The 21,316-nt window shown below is 35.4% G+C and carries 19 protein-coding genes, 2 tRNA genes and 1 rRNA gene; all 22 read right to left on the bottom strand.

Annotation, left to right across the window (positions count from 1 at the left end; translation table 11 throughout):
* Window positions 1–738 (bottom strand): 16S ribosomal RNA (locus B7R65_RS14815); the annotation flags it as partial.
* A gap of 378 nt (window positions 739–1,116) precedes the next feature.
* Window positions 1,117–2,598 (bottom strand): lysine--tRNA ligase, encoded by a 1,482-nt coding sequence (gene lysS, locus B7R65_RS14810; RefSeq protein ID WP_088043566.1) that lies wholly within the window; start codon window positions 2,596–2,598, stop codon window positions 1,117–1,119.
* Between the two features lie 134 nt (window positions 2,599–2,732).
* Window positions 2,733–3,731, bottom strand: a complete 999-nt coding sequence (dusB, locus tag B7R65_RS14805) for a tRNA dihydrouridine synthase DusB (RefSeq protein ID WP_088043565.1) — start codon at window positions 3,729–3,731, stop codon at window positions 2,733–2,735.
* A gap of 29 nt (window positions 3,732–3,760) precedes the next feature.
* Entirely contained in the window at window positions 3,761–3,961 is a 201-nt protein-coding gene (locus tag B7R65_RS14800) for a helix-turn-helix domain-containing protein (RefSeq protein WP_088043564.1), read from the bottom strand.
* On the bottom strand, window positions 3,913–4,410 hold the full coding sequence (folK, locus tag B7R65_RS14795; protein ID WP_088043563.1) for a 2-amino-4-hydroxy-6-hydroxymethyldihydropteridine diphosphokinase: 498 nt from the start codon (window positions 4,408–4,410) through the stop codon (window positions 3,913–3,915). The genes B7R65_RS14800 and folK overlap by 49 nt, the downstream gene beginning before the upstream one ends.
* The gene (folB, locus tag B7R65_RS14790; RefSeq protein ID WP_088043562.1) at window positions 4,407–4,769 is read right to left on the bottom strand and encodes a dihydroneopterin aldolase; all 363 of its coding nucleotides are present in this window, start codon (window positions 4,767–4,769) and stop codon (window positions 4,407–4,409) included. The genes folK and folB overlap by 4 nt, the downstream gene beginning before the upstream one ends.
* A gap of 1 nt (window position 4,770) precedes the next feature.
* Window positions 4,771–5,604, bottom strand: a complete 834-nt coding sequence (folP, locus tag B7R65_RS14785) for a dihydropteroate synthase (protein ID WP_088043561.1) — start codon at window positions 5,602–5,604, stop codon at window positions 4,771–4,773.
* Window positions 5,605–5,606: 2 nt separating this feature from the next.
* Window positions 5,607–6,473, bottom strand: coding sequence for an aminodeoxychorismate lyase (gene pabC / locus B7R65_RS14780; RefSeq protein ID WP_088043560.1), 867 nt, complete (start codon window positions 6,471–6,473; stop codon window positions 5,607–5,609).
* On the bottom strand, window positions 6,470–7,057 hold the full coding sequence (pabA, locus tag B7R65_RS14775) for an aminodeoxychorismate/anthranilate synthase component II (RefSeq protein ID WP_088043559.1): 588 nt from the start codon (window positions 7,055–7,057) through the stop codon (window positions 6,470–6,472). Before pabA ends, pabC begins: the two co-directional genes overlap by 4 nt.
* Window positions 7,041–8,471: an anthranilate synthase component I family protein gene (locus B7R65_RS14770; protein WP_256941334.1), complete on the bottom strand. Its 1,431-nt coding sequence runs from the start codon at window positions 8,469–8,471 to the stop codon at window positions 7,041–7,043. Before B7R65_RS14770 ends, pabA begins: the two co-directional genes overlap by 17 nt.
* Window positions 8,472–8,633: 162 nt before the next feature.
* On the bottom strand, window positions 8,634–9,554 hold the full coding sequence (gene cysK / locus B7R65_RS14765) for a cysteine synthase A (RefSeq protein WP_088043557.1): 921 nt from the start codon (window positions 9,552–9,554) through the stop codon (window positions 8,634–8,636).
* 155 nt (window positions 9,555–9,709) lie between these two features.
* Window positions 9,710–10,585 (bottom strand): Hsp33 family molecular chaperone HslO, encoded by an 876-nt coding sequence (gene hslO / locus B7R65_RS14760; RefSeq protein WP_088043556.1) that lies wholly within the window; start codon window positions 10,583–10,585, stop codon window positions 9,710–9,712.
* Window positions 10,586–10,599: 14 nt separating this feature from the next.
* Window positions 10,600–11,364, bottom strand: coding sequence for a type III pantothenate kinase (locus tag B7R65_RS14755; protein ID WP_088043555.1), 765 nt, complete (start codon window positions 11,362–11,364; stop codon window positions 10,600–10,602).
* A 436-nt stretch (window positions 11,365–11,800) separates the two neighbouring features.
* Complete coding sequence (gene ftsH, locus B7R65_RS14750) at window positions 11,801–13,720, bottom strand: ATP-dependent zinc metalloprotease FtsH (RefSeq protein WP_088043554.1); 1,920 nt, start codon at window positions 13,718–13,720, stop codon at window positions 11,801–11,803.
* A gap of 80 nt (window positions 13,721–13,800) precedes the next feature.
* Entirely contained in the window at window positions 13,801–14,340 is a 540-nt protein-coding gene (hpt, locus tag B7R65_RS14745; RefSeq protein ID WP_088043553.1) for a hypoxanthine phosphoribosyltransferase, read from the bottom strand.
* 9 nt (window positions 14,341–14,349) lie between these two features.
* A complete protein-coding gene (gene tilS, locus B7R65_RS14740; RefSeq protein WP_088043552.1) occupies window positions 14,350–15,738 on the bottom strand; it encodes a tRNA lysidine(34) synthetase TilS in 1,389 nt (462 codons plus the stop codon).
* Between the two features lie 69 nt (window positions 15,739–15,807).
* The gene (locus tag B7R65_RS14735) at window positions 15,808–16,854 is read right to left on the bottom strand and encodes a protein kinase domain-containing protein (RefSeq protein WP_088043551.1); all 1,047 of its coding nucleotides are present in this window, start codon (window positions 16,852–16,854) and stop codon (window positions 15,808–15,810) included.
* Window positions 16,787–17,542 carry a vWA domain-containing protein gene (locus tag B7R65_RS14730; protein WP_373419588.1) on the bottom strand — a complete coding sequence of 252 codons (756 nt, stop codon included), beginning with the start codon at window positions 17,540–17,542 and terminating at the stop codon, window positions 16,787–16,789. Before B7R65_RS14730 ends, B7R65_RS14735 begins: the two co-directional genes overlap by 68 nt.
* Before the next feature lie 55 nt (window positions 17,543–17,597).
* Window positions 17,598–20,069, bottom strand: coding sequence for a stage II sporulation protein E (gene spoIIE, locus B7R65_RS14725; protein WP_088043549.1), 2,472 nt, complete (start codon window positions 20,067–20,069; stop codon window positions 17,598–17,600).
* 369 nt (window positions 20,070–20,438) lie between these two features.
* Window positions 20,439–20,510: transfer RNA gene (locus tag B7R65_RS14720), tRNA-Glu, on the bottom strand.
* 11 nt (window positions 20,511–20,521) lie between these two features.
* Window positions 20,522–20,598 (bottom strand) — tRNA-Met (locus B7R65_RS14715).
* Window positions 20,599–20,764: 166 nt separating this feature from the next.
* The gene (locus tag B7R65_RS14710) at window positions 20,765–21,238 is read right to left on the bottom strand and encodes a S1 domain-containing RNA-binding protein (protein ID WP_088043548.1); all 474 of its coding nucleotides are present in this window, start codon (window positions 21,236–21,238) and stop codon (window positions 20,765–20,767) included.
* Window positions 21,239–21,316 lie beyond the last annotated feature (78 nt).

Raw genomic sequence — 21,316 nt, 5'->3', positions numbered from 1 at the left:
CCTTCGCCACTGGTGTTCCTCCAAATCTCTACGCATTTCACCGCTACACTTGGAATTCCACTTTCCTCTTCTGCACTCAAGTTTCCCAGTTTCCAATGACCCTCCCCGGTTGAGCCGGGGGCTTTCACATCAGACTTAAGAAACCGCCTGCGCGCGCTTTACGCCCAATAATTCCGGACAACGCTTGCCACCTACGTATTACCGCGGCTGCTGGCACGTAGTTAGCCGTGGCTTTCTGGTTAGGTACCGTCAAGGTGCCAGCTTATTTAACTAGCACTTGTTCTTCCCTAACAACAGAACTTTACGACCCGAAGGCCTTCATCGTTCACGCGGCGTTGCTCCGTCAGACTTTCGTCCATTGCGGAAGATTCCCTACTGCTGCCTCCCGTAGGAGTCTGGGCCGTGTCTCAGTCCCAGTGTGGCCGATCACCCTCTCAGGTCGGCTACGCATCGTCGCCTTGGTGAGCCGTTACCTCACCAACTAGCTAATGCGCCGCGGGCCCATCTATAAGTGATAGCCGAAGCCATCTTTCAACAAAGGAACAGGAGTTCCTTTGTGTCATCCGGTATTAGCTCCGGTTTCCCGAAGTTATCCCAGTCTTATAGGTAGGTTGCCCACGTGTTACTCACCCGTCCGCCGCTAACCTGCAGGAGCAAGCTCCTACAAGTCCGCTCGACTTGCATGTATTAGGCACGCCGCCAGCGTTCGTCCTGAGCCAGGATCAAACTCTCCATAATAGTTAAGTTTAAATCTTGTTTTGCTCTAAAACTAATAATTGACGTTTTACTTCATGTTTTGTTTAGTTTTCAAAGTTCACTATCGCTCGTAAGCGACTTAAACATCATAACATTTCACATCGAATGATGTCAACGTTTTTTTAAAACTTTTTCGTTTGTTATCAACAACGTTTTATTGTGACAACGTTTAATAATATAACATCAAGAACACACAATTACAATAGCTAAATTCAAATTCTTTATATTCAGAATTAAATCGATTCAATCAAGTCCTTTTAATCAATTACCAGAGTATTAATATTAGATAAAACAGGGTTAAAAATACATAAAAAAAACTGACTGTAATTAATTACTTTTACAGTCAGTTTTTCAAATCAATTATTTATGTCTCATTAATGGGAATAACAGTACATCACGAATAGAAGGCGAGTTCGTTAACAGCATAACTAATCTGTCAATACCAATACCTAGTCCCCCAGTTGGTGGCATTCCGTGCTCTAATGCTTCAATATAATCATCATCCATCATGTGCGCTTCATCATTTCCAAGTTCACGCTCTTTAAGTTGAGCTTCAAATCGTTGTTTTTGATCGATTGGATCATTTAACTCGGTGAATGCATTTGCATGCTCACGAGCCACGATAAATAATTCAAAACGATCAGTGAAACGTGGATCATCTGCATTCTTTTTCGCCAAAGGAGAAATTTCAACAGGATGCCCATAAATAAATGTAGGCTGAATTAAAGTTTCTTCTACTTTTTGTTCGAAGAATTCATTAATAATATGGCCAACAGTCATATTGTTGTTAATTTCTACATTATGTTGTTTTGCATATTCTCTTGCTTGTTCAACTGACATTTCAGGCCAGAAATCAACACCACAAGCTTCTTTAATCGCATCAACCATATGAAGTCTTGTCCATTTTGGCTCTAAGTTCACTGTGTACTCCCCATAAGGAATAGTAGTAGTACCTAAAACTTCTCTAGAGATATGAGCAATTAAGTTTTCAGTAAGTTCCATGATATCTTCATAATCAGCATATGCTTCATATAATTCGATCATTGTAAACTCTGGGTTATGACGAGTTGAGATTCCTTCATTACGGAATACACGACCAATTTCATATACCTTTTCAAGCCCACCAACAATTAAACGTTTTAAGTGTAGTTCAATCGCGATACGCATAAATAATTCCATATCAAGAGCATTATGATGAGTAATAAAAGGTCTAGCAGAAGCTCCACCTGCAATTGCATGTAACATTGGAGTTTCTACTTCTAAATAACCTTGACTATCTAAATAACGTCTCATTGATTGAATGATTTTACTACGTGAAATGAAAGTTTGACGACTTTCCATATTCATTAAGTCTAGATAGCGTTGACGGTAACGCTGTTCAACATCTTGTAGACCGTGGAATTTATCAGGTAGTGGTAATAAAGCTTTCGAAAGGAATGTATAATCTTTTACCTTAATAGATAATTCTCCAACATTCGTTTTAAATACTTCACCAGTTACGCCGACAATATCACCTAAGTCGGTAATATCAAAAATTTCATATTGTTCTTCACCAACAGCATCTTTACGTACATAAATTTGAACTTGTCCATGTAAATCCTGTACGTGAGCAAATCCAGCTTTACCTTTACCACGTTTGGTCATTACGCGCCCTGCAAATGTTACTTGGATAGACTTCTCTTCTAATTCTTCTTTAGAAAATTGGTCAAATTGCGCTAATAATTCATTAGATGAATGTGTTCGGACAAATTTCTTACCGAATGGATCGATACCTTTTTCTTCAAGCGTTTTAAGTTTCTCCCTACGAATTAGGGCTTGGTCGTTTAATTCTTCGTGACTCATCTTCTCAACTCCACGTTATTATTCATTAAGTATATAAATACAATATGATTTTAATAGAAAAACTGCCAGTTATTCAATCTGGCAGTTTTGTTTACTATAGTTTATTATATTTTGTCAAGGGAAACCTGTCAAACTTACAAAGCTTGAACGGCTCTCATCTTAGCTTCTACTTCATTAACGTAAGTAGTTAATACGCCGACCATCTCCGAACGTGTATTCACTTCATTGATTTGGTTACGAACCTCCGCATTTCCCTTCATGCCTTTTAAATACCAAGCAGCATGTTTTCTCATTTCCAATACAGCTATATGTTCATTTTTTAAATCGATTAAACGATCTAAATGCAATAAACACACGTCGATTTTTTCACGTGGAGCTGGTTCTGGCATTAATTCTCCAGTTTCCAGATATTTAACTGTACGATAAATCATCCAAGGATTCCCTAAGGCAGCTCGACCAATCATCACTCCATCGCAGCCTGTTTCATCTAACATACGCTTCGCATCCTGAGGTGTTTCTACATCACCATTTCCGATAACTGGAATTGATACATTCTTTTTAACTTCTTTTATCCAGTTCCAGTCAGACTTACCTTCATACATTTGATAACGCGTACGGCCATGAATTGCAACAGCTTTTCCACCCGCTGCTTCTACAGCTTTAGCGTTGTCAATTACATAAATATGATCGTCATCCCAACCAAGACGCATTTTTACAGTTACCGGTTTACTAACATTTTGCGCTACAGCATATACCATTTCATGAATTTTATCTGGGTCTAACAGCCATTTTGCTCCTGCATCTACTTTTGTTATTTTAGGAACAGGACACCCCATATTTATATCAATAATATCAGCATTTGTATTCTCATCTACGTACTTAGCCGCTTCTACTAGAGATGATTTTTCTCCACCAAAAATTTGTAAGCTTAACGGTTTTTCACGCTCATCCATATATAACATATCTAACGTTCTTTGATTATTATGAAGGATAGCTTTATCACTTACCATTTCTGCACAAACTAATCCTGCACCAAACTCTTTTACCGTTAATCGAAAAGCTGAGTTACATACACCAGCCATCGGGGCTAGTACGACGGGATTTTTCATCTCGATGTCGCCAATTTTAAGCACATCCCATCCCCCTTCCACTTCTTTAAAATCTATATTGATAATTCCTCTACACTTACCTTTAACTGCTTTGCACAATCATGCAAAAACTGTTCTGATGGCATGCGATTTCCTCGCTCCACTTCACCTAATACAGAAACGGATACGCCTAGATTTCTCGCAAAGCCCTCTTGCGTATAGCCTTTTAATTTTCTAAAAGCCCTAATCCGTCTCCCCCACTTTTCAGCTTCCATAATCGTACTCCTTTATCTTCTAACAATTTATTTTCAACCTGATATGATTGGTTAATTTCTTTTAAAGGAATTAAAACAAAGCTTCTTTCAAACATTCTAGGGTGAGGTATTCTTAGGTGCTCAACTTCTATATTCTCTTGATTGTAGAGTAAAATGTCAAGGTCGATTGTTCTTGGACCCCATCGTAATTCCCTTTTTCTACCAAGAAATTGTTCAATCCCTTGTGTTACTTCAAGCAATTGCAGTGGTGTTAAATTGGTAGAAATTTTTAAGACCAAATTTAAAAAAGGATCTTGATCTAAATAGCCAACTGGATCCGTTTCATAGATTGAAGATATTTGTTCCAAGTGAATATCGGATTGTTGCCCTAATTCCTGAATGGCATTTTTTAAATACGCTTCTCGGTCTCCAATATTCGTACCTAAACTTATATAAGCTTCATTCTTCATGAGCGACACCTTGTTATTTCGACAGCAACATAATCGTAATGACCAGGTATTGGTGGATCTGGTTTGATTACTTTAACAGTGCATTGTTGAATTAATTCATATGTACCCAATATTTGTTTTGCAATCTCCTCTGCCACTGATTCAACTAAATCATATGGTTTCCCCTGGATAACTTCTTCACAAGTATTATACAAATCCGCATAGTTTACAGAATACGACAAATCGTCCGTTTCTCCTGCTTTTTTTGTATTTAATTCAACGATTAAATCAACATTAAATCGTTGTCCCAATTTTTTTTCCTCTTTAAAGACACCATGATAACCGTAAAATTTCATTCCATTGACATAAATTTTATCCATTCTATACTCCTACCTTTAGCATTGCGTCCATCATTTTAGACATTCGGGAAATTGCCAGTACATCATGTACTCTTACAATTTCACATCCTTTTGTAATACCTAGGCAGACCGTTGCTCCTGTTCCTTCCATTCGCTCATCTACTTCTGTGCCAAGAACTTCTCCAATGAACCTTTTACGAGAAGTACCAAGTAATACAGGATAGTCCAATGCTTTTATTTGTTCTAGTTGATTCATCACTTCTAGATTTTGCTGCATAGATTTTGCAAATCCGATCCCTGGATCTAAAATAATCATTTCATCTTTTACACCTGCACGCTTTGCAATGTTAATACTTTCTACTAGATCACAGACAACATCACTCATTAAACTGTAATAATCTTCATTTGTTCGATTATGCATTAAACAAATTGGGACATTATACGTTGCAGCTACTTCAGCAATCCTCGGGTCCTTTTTAGCTCCCCATACATCATTAATTATCGTAGCGCCTGCTTCTACAGCCTGTTTTGCTACTTCAGATTTATATGTATCAATTGAAATCGGCACATCAATCTCATTCGATAAAGCTTTTATAATAGGAACAACTCTTCTAAGCTCCTCATCAACATCTACGATTGCAGCTCCTGGTCTAGTTGATTCTCCACCAACATCAATAATTTTTGCACCATCGGCAATTAATTTCTTCGCATGTTGTATCGCTGACTCGATTTCGTTATATTTACCACCATCAGAAAATGAATCTGGCGTCATATTCAAGATGCCCATTACGATTGTTTCATTTTGAATAGGTAATGTGTAATTTCCACAAAGCAAAGGTTTCGTTGCTCTTCTCATCCTTATTCACTTCTTTCTATCTCATTCATACTCATCAAAAATGATCGATAGTGCTGATAATCTCTATGAAGTTTATTAATTAAACTATTATCACTCACTCTATAGAAACGCTCGCCAATAACTGTAATTGGAAGAATTTCTTGAATTGAATTTGTAATAAACACCTCATCACTTTCTAATAAATCATTTTCCGTGTAAAAACCCTCTTCAATTAAAATACCATTTATTTTTGCCCATTTAATAACAAACTGTCTAGTTATTCCATTCAATATGCCAGTTTCAATATGAGGTGTAAAAAGGATATCATCCTTTATAAAAAAGAGATTTGAAACGATTCCCTCAGATAGAAAACCTTCTTTTGTTAGAAAAATCCCTTCTAATTTTGGAGAATTACCGATTTCTTTCTTTCCAATGATATTATTTAAATAATGGTGAGACTTCAATCTCTCTTTTCCTTCAGGAGAGTTTCTAGGGGTATTTAAAATAACCCCTTCCTTCTCCAAAATATTAGATGGGTGTATCGGTTTAACAAAAATAATCGTATTAGGATTTGAATAGATTCCAGTATAAAGTCCAATTTCTCCATCACCAGCTGAAACATTTAAACGAATATAGGCGTCTTTTAATTCGTTTAAGTCAACTAAGTTAGATAAAATAACTTGAACTTCTTCATTTGAAACGTTCCATTCGATATTTAATTTGTCTAACGAACTCCGTAAACGTTCTAAGTGATCAAATAATAGAAATGGATGTCCATTATAGATTCTGAATGTTTCAAACACTCCTAAACCATATAAGAAGCCATGATCATATGGAGAAATTTTCACTTCAAAGTCGTTAACATAGTCTCCATTGAAATAAATCCTCATACATTACTCCGTAAAGGTTTGTATAGTTCTAAAAAGTTTCTAAGCATTTCTTTACCAAACTGGGACATGATTGATTCAGGATGAAACTGCACTCCTTCAATCGGCAATGTTTTATGTTTTAAAGCCATAATTTCATCATCTTTCGTCCAGGCTGTTATTTCTAGTTCATCAGGGAATGTTTCTTTCTTAACAATTAAAGAATGATATCTCGTCACATCGATTGGTGATGGTAGATCACTAAATAGACCTAACCCTTCATGCGAAATGGCAGATGTCTTACCATGCATTAATCGCTCAGCGCGGACAACTTCACCACCAAATACTTGTGCAATAGCTTGATGACCTAGACAAACCCCTAAAATCGGTATCTTACCTGTGAAGTATTCAATTGCTTTTAAACTTATTCCAGCCTCATTTGGCGTACAAGGACCTGGAGAAATCATTAAATAAGTTGGGGATAGTTCTTCAATTTCCTCCAGTGTGATTTCATCATTACGTTTTACAATTAATTCTTCTCCCAGTTCACCTAAATATTGAACTAAATTGTAAGTAAAAGAATCATAGTTATCAATCATTAGAATCATTTTTATTACCACCTAACATCGCTTTATCTTCACTAGCTTTCTTTGCAGTCCATAATGCTTGTGCTTTCTTTAAGCTTTCTAAATACTCATGCTTAGGATTTGAGTCGATTACGATACCAGCACCTGCTTGAACAAATGCTTGTTGATCTTTTGTAATCATGGTTCGTATTGTAATATTTAATTCCATATCTCCGTTAAAACTAATCCACCCCACAGAACCTGTATAGATTCCACGCTTAGTTGGTTCTAGTTCTTCTATAATTTCCATTGTGCGGATTTTAGGTGCACCTGTAATTGTTCCCCCGGGAAATACTGCTTTTAATAAATCGAATGAATCTTTATCTTTTTGCAATACTCCTCTAACGTTTGATACAAGATGCATAACATGTGAATACTTTTCGATGACTAATAGCTCATCTACTTCAACCGTTCCATATTCACAAACTCGTCCTAAATCGTTACGTTCCAAATCAACTAGCATAATATGCTCAGCCTGTTCTTTTTCATTCGAACGTAATTCTTCCATGAGTTGCATTTCTTCTTCTACTGTCTTTCCTCTTGATCTAGTACCAGCAATTGGTCTTGTCCAAACTTCTTGATCACGTTTCGCTACAAGTAATTCAGGAGAACAACTTACAATTTGGAACTCATCGAAATTCAAATAAGACATGTATGGTGAAGGATTAATCATTCTTAATTGCTCATAAATATGAAGTGGTTCAGTTACTAAAGTTTCTGATTGAAGTACGGATAAATTCACTTGAAATACATCCCCAGCTCCAATATATTCTTTCACAACTCCTACAGCTTCTGTAAAGTTCTCTTCAGACATATAAACTGTTTTTTTAATTTCACTATCTGAAGTTATTTTAGCTAGATCTATCTTTTCCACTTCTTCGGCAAAGAATGCTTCTAATGAATCCAGCTTAGCTAAGGCTTTATTTTCGTTTTTGACGTCATCTATCGCTATTAAATATAATAACTGTTCTTGGTGATCAAAGATAACTGCTTCATGATAGATTAATAAGTAAACGTCAGGAATATTGTAAACGTCTTCTGTAGTATTCGGTAAGTCTTCAATGTAACGGTTACAATCGTAGGTGAAATAACCAATTGCTCCGCCCTGAAATGGTGGTAACTCATCCTTTTTAGTGACAGTAAAATCTGATAAATAGTTTTTTGCTAAATCAATTGGATTACCTGTATATTCTTTTTTCCCTGTAAAATCTTCTATAGTTAATGTATTATTCTTACCATAAATTTTAGCGATGGGATTCGAAGCCATAATCGAATATCTCCCATCACGTCCACTTTCTAGAAGAACGGCGTTATTTTTCTTTTTAGCCAAATCAGTAAAGTGATGAAAAAATGGTACTGAATAATTTATTACTCTTGAAAAAATCTCATAGTTCACGTGAAATCCCCCTCTGATTGCTTCTTTTCTCATTTTACACAAAAATCAGGAACTATACATCAAAGCATTTTAGATAAAAGAAACAAAAAACCCCTTTGCAAAATTAGCAAAGGGATTAAATTCGATTTATAAGTGATTATATTTTAGTGTGAACTTTAATATTTATTCAAATTGATATAAGGCTGTACTTAAATAGCGCTCTCCGTTACTAGGGATAATCGCAAGTACTTTTTTACCTTTTCCAAGACTTTTTGCAACTTGTAATGCAGCATTAATTGCAGCTCCAGAAGAAATACCTACTAAAATCCCTTCTTCTTTTGCAACTTTTCTAGCTGTTTCCATTGCTACATCATTTTTAATTTGAATTACTTCATCGTAAATCTCAGTGTTTAAGATTTCAGGAATAAATCCTGCGCCGATCCCTTGAATCTTATGAGGCCCTGGTTTCCCACCTGATAATACAGGTGAATCTTCTGGCTCAACAGCCACAATTTTGATTCCTGGATAAGCTTCTTTTAATACCGAACCTGCACCTGTAATCGTCCCACCTGTTCCTACACCTGAAATAAACGCATCTAATTGATCACCCATTTGATCTACGATTTCAGGTCCAGTTGTTAAACGGTGAACTTCTGGATTTGAAACATTTTTAAATTGTTGAGGAATGAAATATCCGTGCTCTTTTGCAAGTTCATCCGCCTTACGAATTGCCCCACCCATACCTTCTGGACCAGGTGTTAATACTAACTCTGCACCATATGCACGTAGAAGATTACGTCTTTCAATACTCATTGTTTCTGGCATAACTAGAATCGATTTATATCCTTTTGCTGCAGCAACCATTGCAAGACCGATACCTGTATTACCACTTGTCGGTTCAATGATTGTATCGCCCGATTTTAACAAACCTTTTTTCTCTGAATCCTCAATCATTGCTAAAGCGATACGATCCTTAACACTGCTTCCTGGATTCATAAATTCTAATTTCAAGTAAATTTCCGCGCTGTCCTCGTCAACTAATCTGTTAAGTTTCACAATTGGAGTCTGACCGATTAATTCATAAACTGAATTTGCAACCTTCATTTTTCTTCACTCCTAATCCCTAGTATATTGACCTGTTTAATATACATTATGTTAAAAAGAAAAGAATCTGTCAAACACTTTCTCTTATACATAACTTGTATGAATTACACAGTAAATTATGAAAAGAAAATGTGACAAATTCCTACAATTTCCACTTATATTTGTTCGATTAATTCTTTAAGCTGTTCTTCAGAGTAGTGATATGCCTCATTACAGAAATGACATTTAACTTCTGCTTCACCATCTTCTTCCAGTATTAGTTGTAATTCATGCTTCCCAATGCTTAAAAGAGCACCTTCAATTCGATCTCTAGAGCATTGGCATTGGAATTTCACATCCATTGTTTCTAAAATTTGAACTTCATCTTTCCCTAATACTTCATATAAAATCTCTTCAGGAGAAAGTCCTTCTTCAACTAACTTTGAAACTGGTTTAATCGTTTTTAAATGATTTTCAATTTTAGTAATGCACTCATCACTTGCTCCAGGTAGGATTTGAATAATAAATCCTCCGCTAGCTAAAATCGTATGATCCGGGTTTACTAAAACACCTACTCCAACTGAAGATGGAGTTTGTTCAGATACTGCGAAATAGTAAGTGAAATCTTCACCAAGTTCACCTGAAACAATCGGCACTTGACCTGTGAATGGTTCTTTCATACCAATGTCCTTCACAACTGAAACAGTTCCTGCAGTTCCAACTGCTTTTGCAACATCAATTTTACCAAATTGATTTAATTCCGTTTGAACATGTGGGTTAGCAACATAGCCGCGAACCTCACCTTTCGCATTACTATCAACTAAAATATGGCCAAGTGGACCATTGCCTTCAACTTTTAAGGTTAATTTTTCTTCGCCCTTAAGCATCGCACCCATCATTGCGCCTGCTGTTAAAGTACGACCTAAAGCCGCAGATGCATTTGACCAAGTATCATGACGTACTTGAGCTTCTTTCACAATGTTAGTTGATCTAACACTATACGCACGCACTTCACCATTAAAAGCTAATGCTTTTACTAAATAATCTTTCATGATGTACCCCTTTTTTATGAATTTCGTTTATAAATTAAATGAAGACCTTTTAACGTTAAATACGGATCCATTACATCAATAATATCTGATTCTTTTGAGATAAGTGATGCAAGTCCACCTGTCGCTATAACAGTAGGTTCCACTTTTGCTTGAGCTTTCATACGTTTAACAATCCCTTCAACCTGTCCAACATATCCATAAAGAATACCTACTTGCATAGCTTCCACAGTAGTACGTCCGACGATATTAGAAGGTCTTGAAAGCTCAATCCTTGGTAATTTAGAAGCCTTAGTATAAAGAGCTTCCGTTGATATATTAATTCCTGGCGCAATCGCACCACCTATATAATTTTTATTCTCATCAATATAACAATATGTAGTTGCAGTACCAAAATCCACAATAATAAGTGGACTACCATATTGTGCAATACCGGCAACAGCATTTACAATTCGATCTGCCCCGACCTCTTTAGGATTATCATATTTAATATTTAAACCCGTTTTTATTCCAGGTCCTACAATAAGTGGTTTCTGTTTGAAATACTTCGTTGCCATTCTTTCTAAAGCGAACATAATCGGAGGTACAACCGAAGAGATGATCACAGCGTGAAATTCATCAAATCGAATATCTGCATACTTAAGTAATGAGCCGATTATCATACCATACTCATCCTCTGTTTTGTATCGATTCGTTTCAATTCTCCAATGATGTATTAATTCATCTTCTTGATAAACACCTAGAACAGTATTTGTATTCCCAACATCAATTACAAATAACATATTATCCACCGTCTCTCCATTTCGAAAATAAAACCGATATTGTTTTATGTATTTTTAGTTTCAACCGCATTTTTTATCACTATAAAAACAATCATATCACAAGTTGTTTACAGTTTAAAAATAGATGCTTTTTGTTAAAAAATAATGGCTGTTCGTAAACTTTATTACATTTAGGAAGGATCTTTTCCAGGGGCGGTCGGTGAGCATCCTTGGGCCTACACGATGTGGGTCATGCATGCGTAACGGCAGGACGTAGTGGTATTAGCTTGCCTACCTTTTTGACCACTGTGGGGTCTCACCTGTCTCGCTGCTCATATAGGAGTCTCGCATATCCGCTCCACTCAAATTTTTTTCAACAATATGATTTAAAAAGACAAAAATTTTTTAAAAATAATCTAAACAAAATAAAGAGTGTCTAAAAAGACACTCTTTAATATTATTCAGTAATTTTAGGTTCAGTTGGTTCATCGTCCTTTTTCGGAGCGATGTTAACTTTAACTTCATCTGTAGAAGCTGTAGATGTTGGAAGTGTTCCTTGTTCCCAAAGACTATTAATTCCTTTTGCATCTAACGTTTCTACTTCTAATAATGTATTTGCAAGCAAGTCTAATTTATCACGGTGTTCCTTGATAATGTCTGTTGCTTTTGCATAACATTCTTTAATGATTGTTTGAATTTCCACATCAATTTCATAAGCAATTTTATCACTGTAATTTTGCTCATTGTTAAAGTCTCTTCCAAGGAACACATTTCCACCTTGAGATTGACCAAATTGAAGTGGACCTAGTTTATCACTCATTCCAAATTCTGTAACCATACGACGAGCAATAGCAGTAGCACGTTGGAAGTCATTATGAGCGCCTGTACTTACTTCACCAAATACTACTTCTTCAGCTACACGCCCACCTAGTAGACCTGTAATTTTATCAAGTAATTCTGGTTTCGTCATAAAGTATCGATCTTCTTTTGGTAGCATTACTGCATATCCCCCAGCTTGACCACGAGGTACGATTGTTACTTTGTGTACGATTTCAGCATCATCTAACACCTGACCAATAACCGTATGACCAGCTTCATGGAATGCTACAATTTTACGTTCTTTTGCAGATATGACTTTATTTTTCTTAGCTGGACCAGCTATTACACGATCCGTAGCCTCATCAATATCCAGCATATCTATTTTCTTTTTATCACGACGAGCAGCTACTAATGCCGCTTCGTTTAGTAAGTTTTCTAAGTCTGCACCAGAAAATCCAGGAGTTCTTTGAGCGATTGCTTTTAAGTCAACATCCGGAGATAATGGTTTGTTTCTTGAATGAACTTTTAATACTGCTTCACGTCCAATAACATCTGGACGGTCAACTGTAATTTGTCGGTCAAAACGACCTGGACGTAATAATGCAGGGTCTAATACATCAGCACGGTTTGTTGCAGCGATGATAATAATACCCTCGTTTGCTCCAAATCCATCCATTTCAACAAGTAACTGGTTTAATGTTTGTTCACGCTCATCGTGACCTCCACCCAATCCAGCACCACGTTGACGACCTACTGCATCGATTTCATCAATGAAAATGATACAAGGAGCATTTTTCTTCGCATTTTCGAATAAATCACGAACACGTGAAGCACCTACCCCAACGAACATCTCAACGAAATCAGAACCACTAATTGAGAAGAATGGTACTCCAGCTTCTCCTGCAACAGCTCTTGCTAATAATGTTTTACCAGTACCTGGAGGTCCTACTAATAGTACCCCTTTAGGAATTCTTGCACCTAATTCAGAGAATTTACGTGGATCTTTTAAGAACTCAACAACTTCGACAAGTTCTTGTTTCTCTTCATCTGCACCAGCAACATCTTTAAAACGCACTTTCTTCTTTTCATCATTATAAAGACGTGCTTTACTCTTCCCAAAATTCATAACACGGCTACCGCCACCTTGTGCTTGATTCATTAAGAAGAAGAAAAGAATGAAAATAATCACAAATGGAATAAGTGATGTTAAAATTTGTACCAATGCACTTGTCGTTTCAGCTTGAGCTAAATCGACTTTTTTAGTTAGTTTTTTATCAATCGCATTATTTATTAATTTAGTTGTTTCATCACTAATTGGAACTTGAGTTTGGAAAGATTCTCCCTTTTTAGCATCGTTTAAATGCCCTTTTACTATGTATACTCCATTTTTAGGTTGGGTTGATAGATCCTTAACGTCACCTTGTTGTAAAGCAGTATAAAATTTATCGTAACTTATTTTCTTTACTTGAGATTCAGGACCATTGAAATATGTAACAACACCGATAACAACCAAAAAGATTAATATGTAAAAGACTGTATTACGGAAAATTCGATTCATTCCAAACCTCCTCTCTTTCGATTTGATTACTTTATATAGTAGCATAGTTATACTATGTAAACAAACGAATAAAACTTGACTTATTTCGTATAAACTTCAGGCTTTAAAACGCCAACATACGGCAGGTTTCGGTAACGTTCGATATAATCTAAACCATATCCTACAACAAATGCGTCAGGCACTTCAAAACCAACTAAGTCAGCTTCAATATTTGCTTTACGTCCGCTTGGCTTGTCTAATAATGTAACAATTTTTACAGTGTTTGCTTTACGATGTTTAAATAATTCAACCAAGTAGTTTAATGTAAGACCACTATCGATAATATCTTCTAAAATGACTACATCTCTACCTTCTACAGAAGTATTTAAGTCTTTAACGATTTTAACTTCACCAGAAGATACAGTACTATGTCCATAACTTGAAACATCCATAAAATCGATTTCTATATATGTATCAATATGTTTAATTAAGTCAGACATGAAAGGAAGAGCTCCTTTTAGAACACCCACTACTAGTGGAAAACGGTCTTTGTACTCTTCTGTTAGTACTTTACCTAATTCTTTTACTTTACCCTGAATTTCCTCTTCGCTTACTAATACTTGCTGAATGTCTTGTTTCATCTTTTCCTCCTAGAAACTCTTTGAAACCACCTGTATTGCAATGAGTGACTCATCTGTTGAAAAGTTTCTTTCAAAAGCAGATTTTTTTACGAACGGTATCCATAAAATATTATTTAGACTATCCGTAACAATTGGCCATTCATCACGTAATGATTGTTTCATTTTTTCGTCAATAAATATATCTTTTATCTTTTTTGACCCATTCATACCCTTTAATGACATTCGATCACCATTCTTTCGATTTCGAACGATGAGTGGAAAAGATACATCCTTTATTGAACAAACAAACGTATCGTTTTTCGGCTCCAGACTTTTATTAGTCAATTCAACTTTAATTGAAAAATCATTCGAAATAGGATAAACACCTGGCTCGGTAATTGAAATAGTATAATGTTTCACATTCATAGGTTCGAATGTAAACGTGCAATCATTATATGAGCGATATACGAACAGACCTTCAGGTAAATGCTGTTCCCAAGCTGTTTTCCCGTTAATCAACAACGTCAAAATTGAATTTATATGTCCTTGTGTCAAGCCATTAGGTATATGTAGGTAAACATATTCTAATATTAGTTGAATACATCTTCTTTGTAAAGATATAGGCATTTTTAAAAACTGTGATATATCGATTGTTACTGCTTGTTTTTGTTTATTTTTTATAACTGTATTCAATTTATCTTTAGTTAATTCCATTAAATACAGTTCGTCTTCCACTTGGTGTCTACTGAATTGTTGAAATCTTTTTTGAGCTGTCGGATTTTCCTCAAAAATAAACGGCAGCATATTATGTCTAAACCTGTTTCTAGTATATACATCTTTTTCATTAGATGGGTCTATGCGTGGGATAATACCCTGTTCCCGACAATAATGAATGAGGTCTTGTTTTCTTAATTCTAAAAACGGTCTCAAAATTTCACCATTACTAAAAGAACGTTTCTCCCTAATACCTGCATATCCAATAGTTGAACTACCTCTTACTAACCTCATTAAAATGGTCTCTATCTGGTCTTCACCATGATGTCCTAGTGCTAAATAGTTAGCCTCGTATTTTTTCATGATATCACCAAAAAAACGATAACGGCATTCTCTAGCCGCTTGTTGACTACTTAAACCTGATTCCTCAATAAATTTATTTACATTCAGTCTTCCACCTTCAAACTGAATTGAATTCATCTCACACCACTTGCTTACATATTCTAGATCTTCTAACGATTCCTGACCTCTAAACATATGATCGACATGAGCTATAATCAGCTTAAAGTCGTATTCATCTTTAATAGATAAAAAAGAGTGTGCCAATGCCATTGAATCTGGCCCACCAGAAACACCAATCACAATTATACTACTGGACTGGATACTATTTTGTTTAATGAAATCCTTTAATGTATTAATAACCATTATTCCTACTCCTAATGAAAAAGAAAATTATATCTATATGTTAACATTACTACACTTGGAGTACTATTTTTAAAGCTGATAATAAAAATATAAAGCATAAGCCAAACCTAGCAATAAAAGAATAGTAGAAGTCTCAAACCAATGACTTCTTTTTTTCTTTGGACTTACTTTCACATTTGACCTCATCGTTGTTTGTCTCGTTTGATTACCATTCCCAATTTGAGAATTTGCAGTTTGCGGTCTACTATTCATTTTCTTTTTATTTGCAGTTATTTTTTGTTCATACATTAATAAGGATTGTTTCATTTCTTTAGCCGAAGTATATTCGCCTTTTAACCCTTTTAAAAGAAACTCTTTATATGGCTTTAGTGATTCAGTTTGATTAATCATCTGTTCAATTTGTTTTATACCTTGTCCATTTTTTAAAAATTGTTTTTTGCAATGTAAATGAATAAAAATCATTGCAATCGAAAATAAGTCATAAGATATTTCAGCTTTTCTCGAGCCTAGTCCCCAATATCCACGATCAAAAAATTCCGTGAATTCCTTAACAGCCCGACCCATTTGAGTAACTCCACCAAAATCAATCCACTGAATTTTATACGGTTCATTCGTAACAAGTAAATTATCTGTTTTTAAATCTCCAAAAATATATCCTTTATTATGAAGTTGATCTAATAAAGACAGTAATTGAATGATAAAAATACTACTCCATTCCATCCCGTTCCGTTCAATAAATTTCGGTAAACTTACACCCTTAACATATTCCATTACATAAAAATAATAATTTTCTCTAGTATATGGATTAATATAATCATCGACATCTATAAAAGAAGGTCCAAGGAAAGTATCCTGGACCTGTGTGATTTTTTTAAGAACATTCACTTCATTTGTAATATTTGTGGACTCTTTGCTCATTTTCAAAGCAACTTCTCCGTCTTTCGATACAGCTAAATATACCGTTCCATTTGCCCCATTGCCAAGTAAGCCTTTAATCTTATATTGATTTTTATTCCACTTCCCTGTAATGAGGGTACCTGCTGCTAAATTAATCTGCCCATTCAATTGATTGTTCATCATCGCCATTGTAATTACCTCTACTATACTTTTGGTCATTAAAATAATTCAATGCTTCTCGTAAAGCTGGACCAGTAGGTGTCATTCCTCCCATGGTTAACCTTGGGAAAATTGTATTCAATTTCTCTAATTTCGGTGTCCAGTCGAGCAATTTATCTACATCGTTGTGTTTCCCTGGAAATATAAACAACGAATATGCATTATCACCAGTTCGAGAGTTTAAACTAATTTGTAAATCAAATAACGATTCTTTAACCGTTTCTAATTTATCTTTCATACTAGCACTTGTATCTACTAATATAATAACTTCTAAACTCACAGTCTCACCAATATCTTCTACAACCTCGTAAACTTCTTCACGTTTAGATGGTGGTAATGATTCGATTGAGTTATTTGAACCTAATATTTGCTTTAATTCCTTATTTACAAAACCTTGAATAGTTTGAGTCATAGCTTTTCTAGTAACCATTTGTACTGTCTGTGAAAGTTGCTTCGTATAGACAATTTGACTGATTCCCCCACCAGCTTTAGCGATTTCTTCTATTTCCTTTAATCCGTCTCCGCTTTTAACTTGTTCATCTAATATGCCAATTACATTCACTGTAATTCCATATTCTTTAGCTAGACTTGAGACTGCTAAAGGATCCTCACCATGATTTGAATAGCCATCCGTAATTAATAAAATTTGCTTTAATTTTCCCTTATACATACTTAATCCCCTCCGCATAAAAGTTGTTACCATCTTGTCCAAATTTGGGAGGGGATAAACATTTATTTTTTTACTATGCCATCGCACTATATGATGAAATAGACGTCCATTGAGGCATATTTTGTTTTACAACTGCTACTACCACTGTCATATCGTCATTTATATCTCCTGTGTTCGAACGAATTACCTCTTCTAGAAGCAGCTCAGCTACCGCTTGAGGATCATCTGTCTCTAACTCACTTATTTTTCGTTTCATCCACATTTCATAGTTTTCGACATGTCTTGGTCCTTCGAAAATTCCATCGCTCATCATAATTAACAAATCTCCTGCTTTCAATTGCTCGCTTACAACCTCTACATCAAAATCATCAATGATGCCAATTGGAAGATTACTACCTTCTACTTTAATAACTTGTTTTCCTCGCTTAACAAAACTTGGAGAAGAACCTATTTTCAAAAACTTTGCAGATGCGTCATGTAAATCAACCATTGCTAAATCTAAAGTAGCAAACACTTCTTCTGTCGTACGCAATGATAGAATTGAATTGATAGATTTAATAGCAACGGTTTCTTCAATACCTGAGTTTAGTATTTTTTGTAATAACTTAAGTGTTTCATTACTTTCTATATGCGCGCGTTCTCCGTTTCCCATTCCATCACTTATTGCGATAGCATGTTTCCCCGCGCCTACATCCATAATTTTAAATGCGTCTCCAGAAATAAAACCGCCACCTTTTGCTGCAGTTGCCACTCCCGTTTCAATGATAAATGCTTTATCTGAACCAAATGTAACTAAGTAATTACCATTTGGTATTTTAGCCGATTCTTCTTTTAAAACAACAATTGTTTCTTTTAAAATATCCGAAAGTATAGGAGCAATTAATTTTTGGCACTCGCCATACTCATTTTCAAATGGAATTAAAATATCGATATCAATATTTCCTTGCTCTAAGTTATAAATTTCCACTTGGCTTACATCTATTCCAAAATTTAATAGTGCTTGAAGGATCTGCTCTTCTTGTAGCTGATGGTTTTCTTTTTCACGTTGAATTTCTTGTGCAAAATCAACCATTACTTTAGAAACTCCTCTTAATTGTTCCGCGACTAGTCTTCTACTTTCTTGTACTTGCTTTTTTAATCTCTGATTCGCGCGGAAATAAAATACTTCTTGCTTCATTAAATCAGCCATTTTTGATGAGCGTTGACAATACTTTTCCCAATCTCTCATAAATTGGCCATTTTTGATGAGCTTGTCCTTTTCAACTAAATCCATCATATTTTCCATGTATTGATACGTTCGGTCACCATGATTCGACCAACAATGATCCTTTTTCAAACAACTATTACAGCATTTATTTGAAATACTACAAATAAATAACTCTTCATCTGTTAATTCATCTTCAATTTTTGCAAATTGACTCGGTTGAGAAAAACTTGCTGATAAAGCTTCGAATACATTTGAAAATTGAGTAATTCGATTCGCAGTTAAATCTCTTATTTTACGCAAATATTGTTGCTGATCTGTAGAGTGCTCTTCAGTACCTGGCACTAATTTAGCTAATTGTTTTAAAAGTAGTGATGGTGTTAGTAAAAATAAAAGAATTGCAATGCCTGATTCGATTATTGAAAAGATAATATCCGATTGCTTTTCCGCATAAAAGCTAATTAAACATGTTCCAATTAATAAGCCAGCTGATGCTCCTAAACGTTTACCTTCTTTTAATAAACCTCCTAGTAACCCGGAGAATGCTAATAAACTCATTTGATATAGACTTGATACACTTGCTAGACTTAGTATTAATCCCGTTACAACACCTACCGTACAACCAACGGTTCCTCCAGCTGCAAAAGCAAATAGTAAAACAATATATCTAGTCACAATATGTTGAATTGATAAGTCTTGGATATACCAGTCAGTTGTCCCCGTCACAACCGAAGCTAAAAGTATTACTAAACAAACAATTTCTTCGACCCCTAAAAGTTGCTTTCTTTTAGGAATTGCCAATAACGGTACACTTTGAAAAAATATCATCGTTAATATAAAGCTTAGTCCGGCTTCAACTGAAGCCATTAAAACATCGTACATTAGAACTTCCTGTTGGAAAGCGTATGCTATTAAAAGATGACTAATAAAAACTGATAGAAATACTTGAAATGGGACGAGACCTACATAATGTCGTTTCACTCTCGAGAAGAAAATATTGAGGATAAAAAATAAGATGACTGTGGAAAATGCGTAAGCAGCAGTTTCAATCGATACCGTCACTGCTCCTAACATTAAAGCTACAAATGCAACCCCTGTCCGTTCTCGCTTCATCATATATACTGAAGCAAAGAAAGGTAATACGAAAGGTAGAATATGAGATAAGATCAGCGCTCGTCCAAGCAAAAATCCAGTCAAAAAGATTAATAGTCCCCAGTCGAATAACGCTCTTTCTAATTTAGGTTTTATTGATTTAGAAGATTTACTAAAAATAGATTGAAATCCGCTCGTAGGGAACAAGTTTGTTGTAGTATTAGTTGCCCCTCTTTGTAGTTTAGTCATTTTTCCACCCCATCCGAATTGTTTTATTGTCCATATTTTAACTTGTCCCATTGCAATAAAATGTCAAAATGACATAGTAAAATCAAAGATTTCTTCGACGATATAATCTTTAAGCTACAACTGTTTTACAAAATATGAGTAATACCATCATCAGAATTGCTCTAATCAAGTAAAACCAACGCATTTTATAAATAATATGTCTATAAAAAATCTGAATAAACTGAAAACTAATGAGATCAGATCGTTCTAAAATGAAGTTTAATATTCCGTTAATGTATATTGTTGAAATTGTATGAAATAAAAAATAGAAATGGACGACAAAAAAACGTCTAGCTCTTTTAAGAGACTAGACGTTCTTTTCTAAAAGTATGACCCGTACGGGATTCGAACCCGTGTTACCGCCGTGAAAGGGCGGTGTCTTAACCGCTTGACCAACGGGCCGTCAAAAGGAATGGTAGCGGCGGAGGGAGTCGAACCCCCGACCTCACGGGTATGAACCGTACGCTCTAGCCAGCTGAGCTACACCGCCATTATCTTCAAACGACAATTTTTATCTTAACATGGGCAATTTTACACGTCAACAGTTTTTTCTACAGATTAATAGATTATTTTTACTTATATTAAACATACAAAAACGCACTCAACTAATGAGTGCGTGTTCTATATAATCATTTATGTCCTGACAAGGTAGCAAATTAACCTCGACGAGCTCCACGACCACCGCGCTTAGATTCTGTGTTACGTTTTAAAGAAGCTAGGCGATCTTCACTGTCTTTTAAAAATTTACTCATTTTTTGATCAAATGTTTCTTTAACCGGACGTTGATCTGATCGGTTTTGGTTTTTGCCACGGTTTCCTCCACCGTTACCACCACCGTATGAAGGTCTGCTTGTGCGAGGTCTTTGCTCACGCTCTCCCTCTTTAACTGGCGGACGTTCTTTCGCTTTTTTAATTGAAAGACCGATTTTACCGTCTTTTTCAACATTGATTACTTTTACTTCAACTTCATCGCCAACTTTTAAATGTTCGTTAATATCTTTAACATAGTTGTCAGCTACTTCACTAATGTGAACAAGTCCAGTTACTCCCTCTGGTAACTCTACGAAAGCACCAAAATTTGTAATTCCTGTAACTTTCCCACTAACTTTGCTGCCTACCTCAATTGACATAAAAAAAATGCTCCTCCTTAAGTTGTTTAACTGGATTTACTATATTATATAAAATAATAAAAACACGTGTCAATGAAA

The sequence above is a fragment of the Bacillus sp. EAC genome, assembly GCF_002156875.1.
Classification (GTDB): Bacteria; Bacillota; Bacilli; order Bacillales; family Bacillaceae_G; genus Gottfriedia.
The sequence above is the reverse complement of the archived record's forward strand: the minus strand, read 5'-3'. Positions and strand labels throughout refer to the sequence as shown.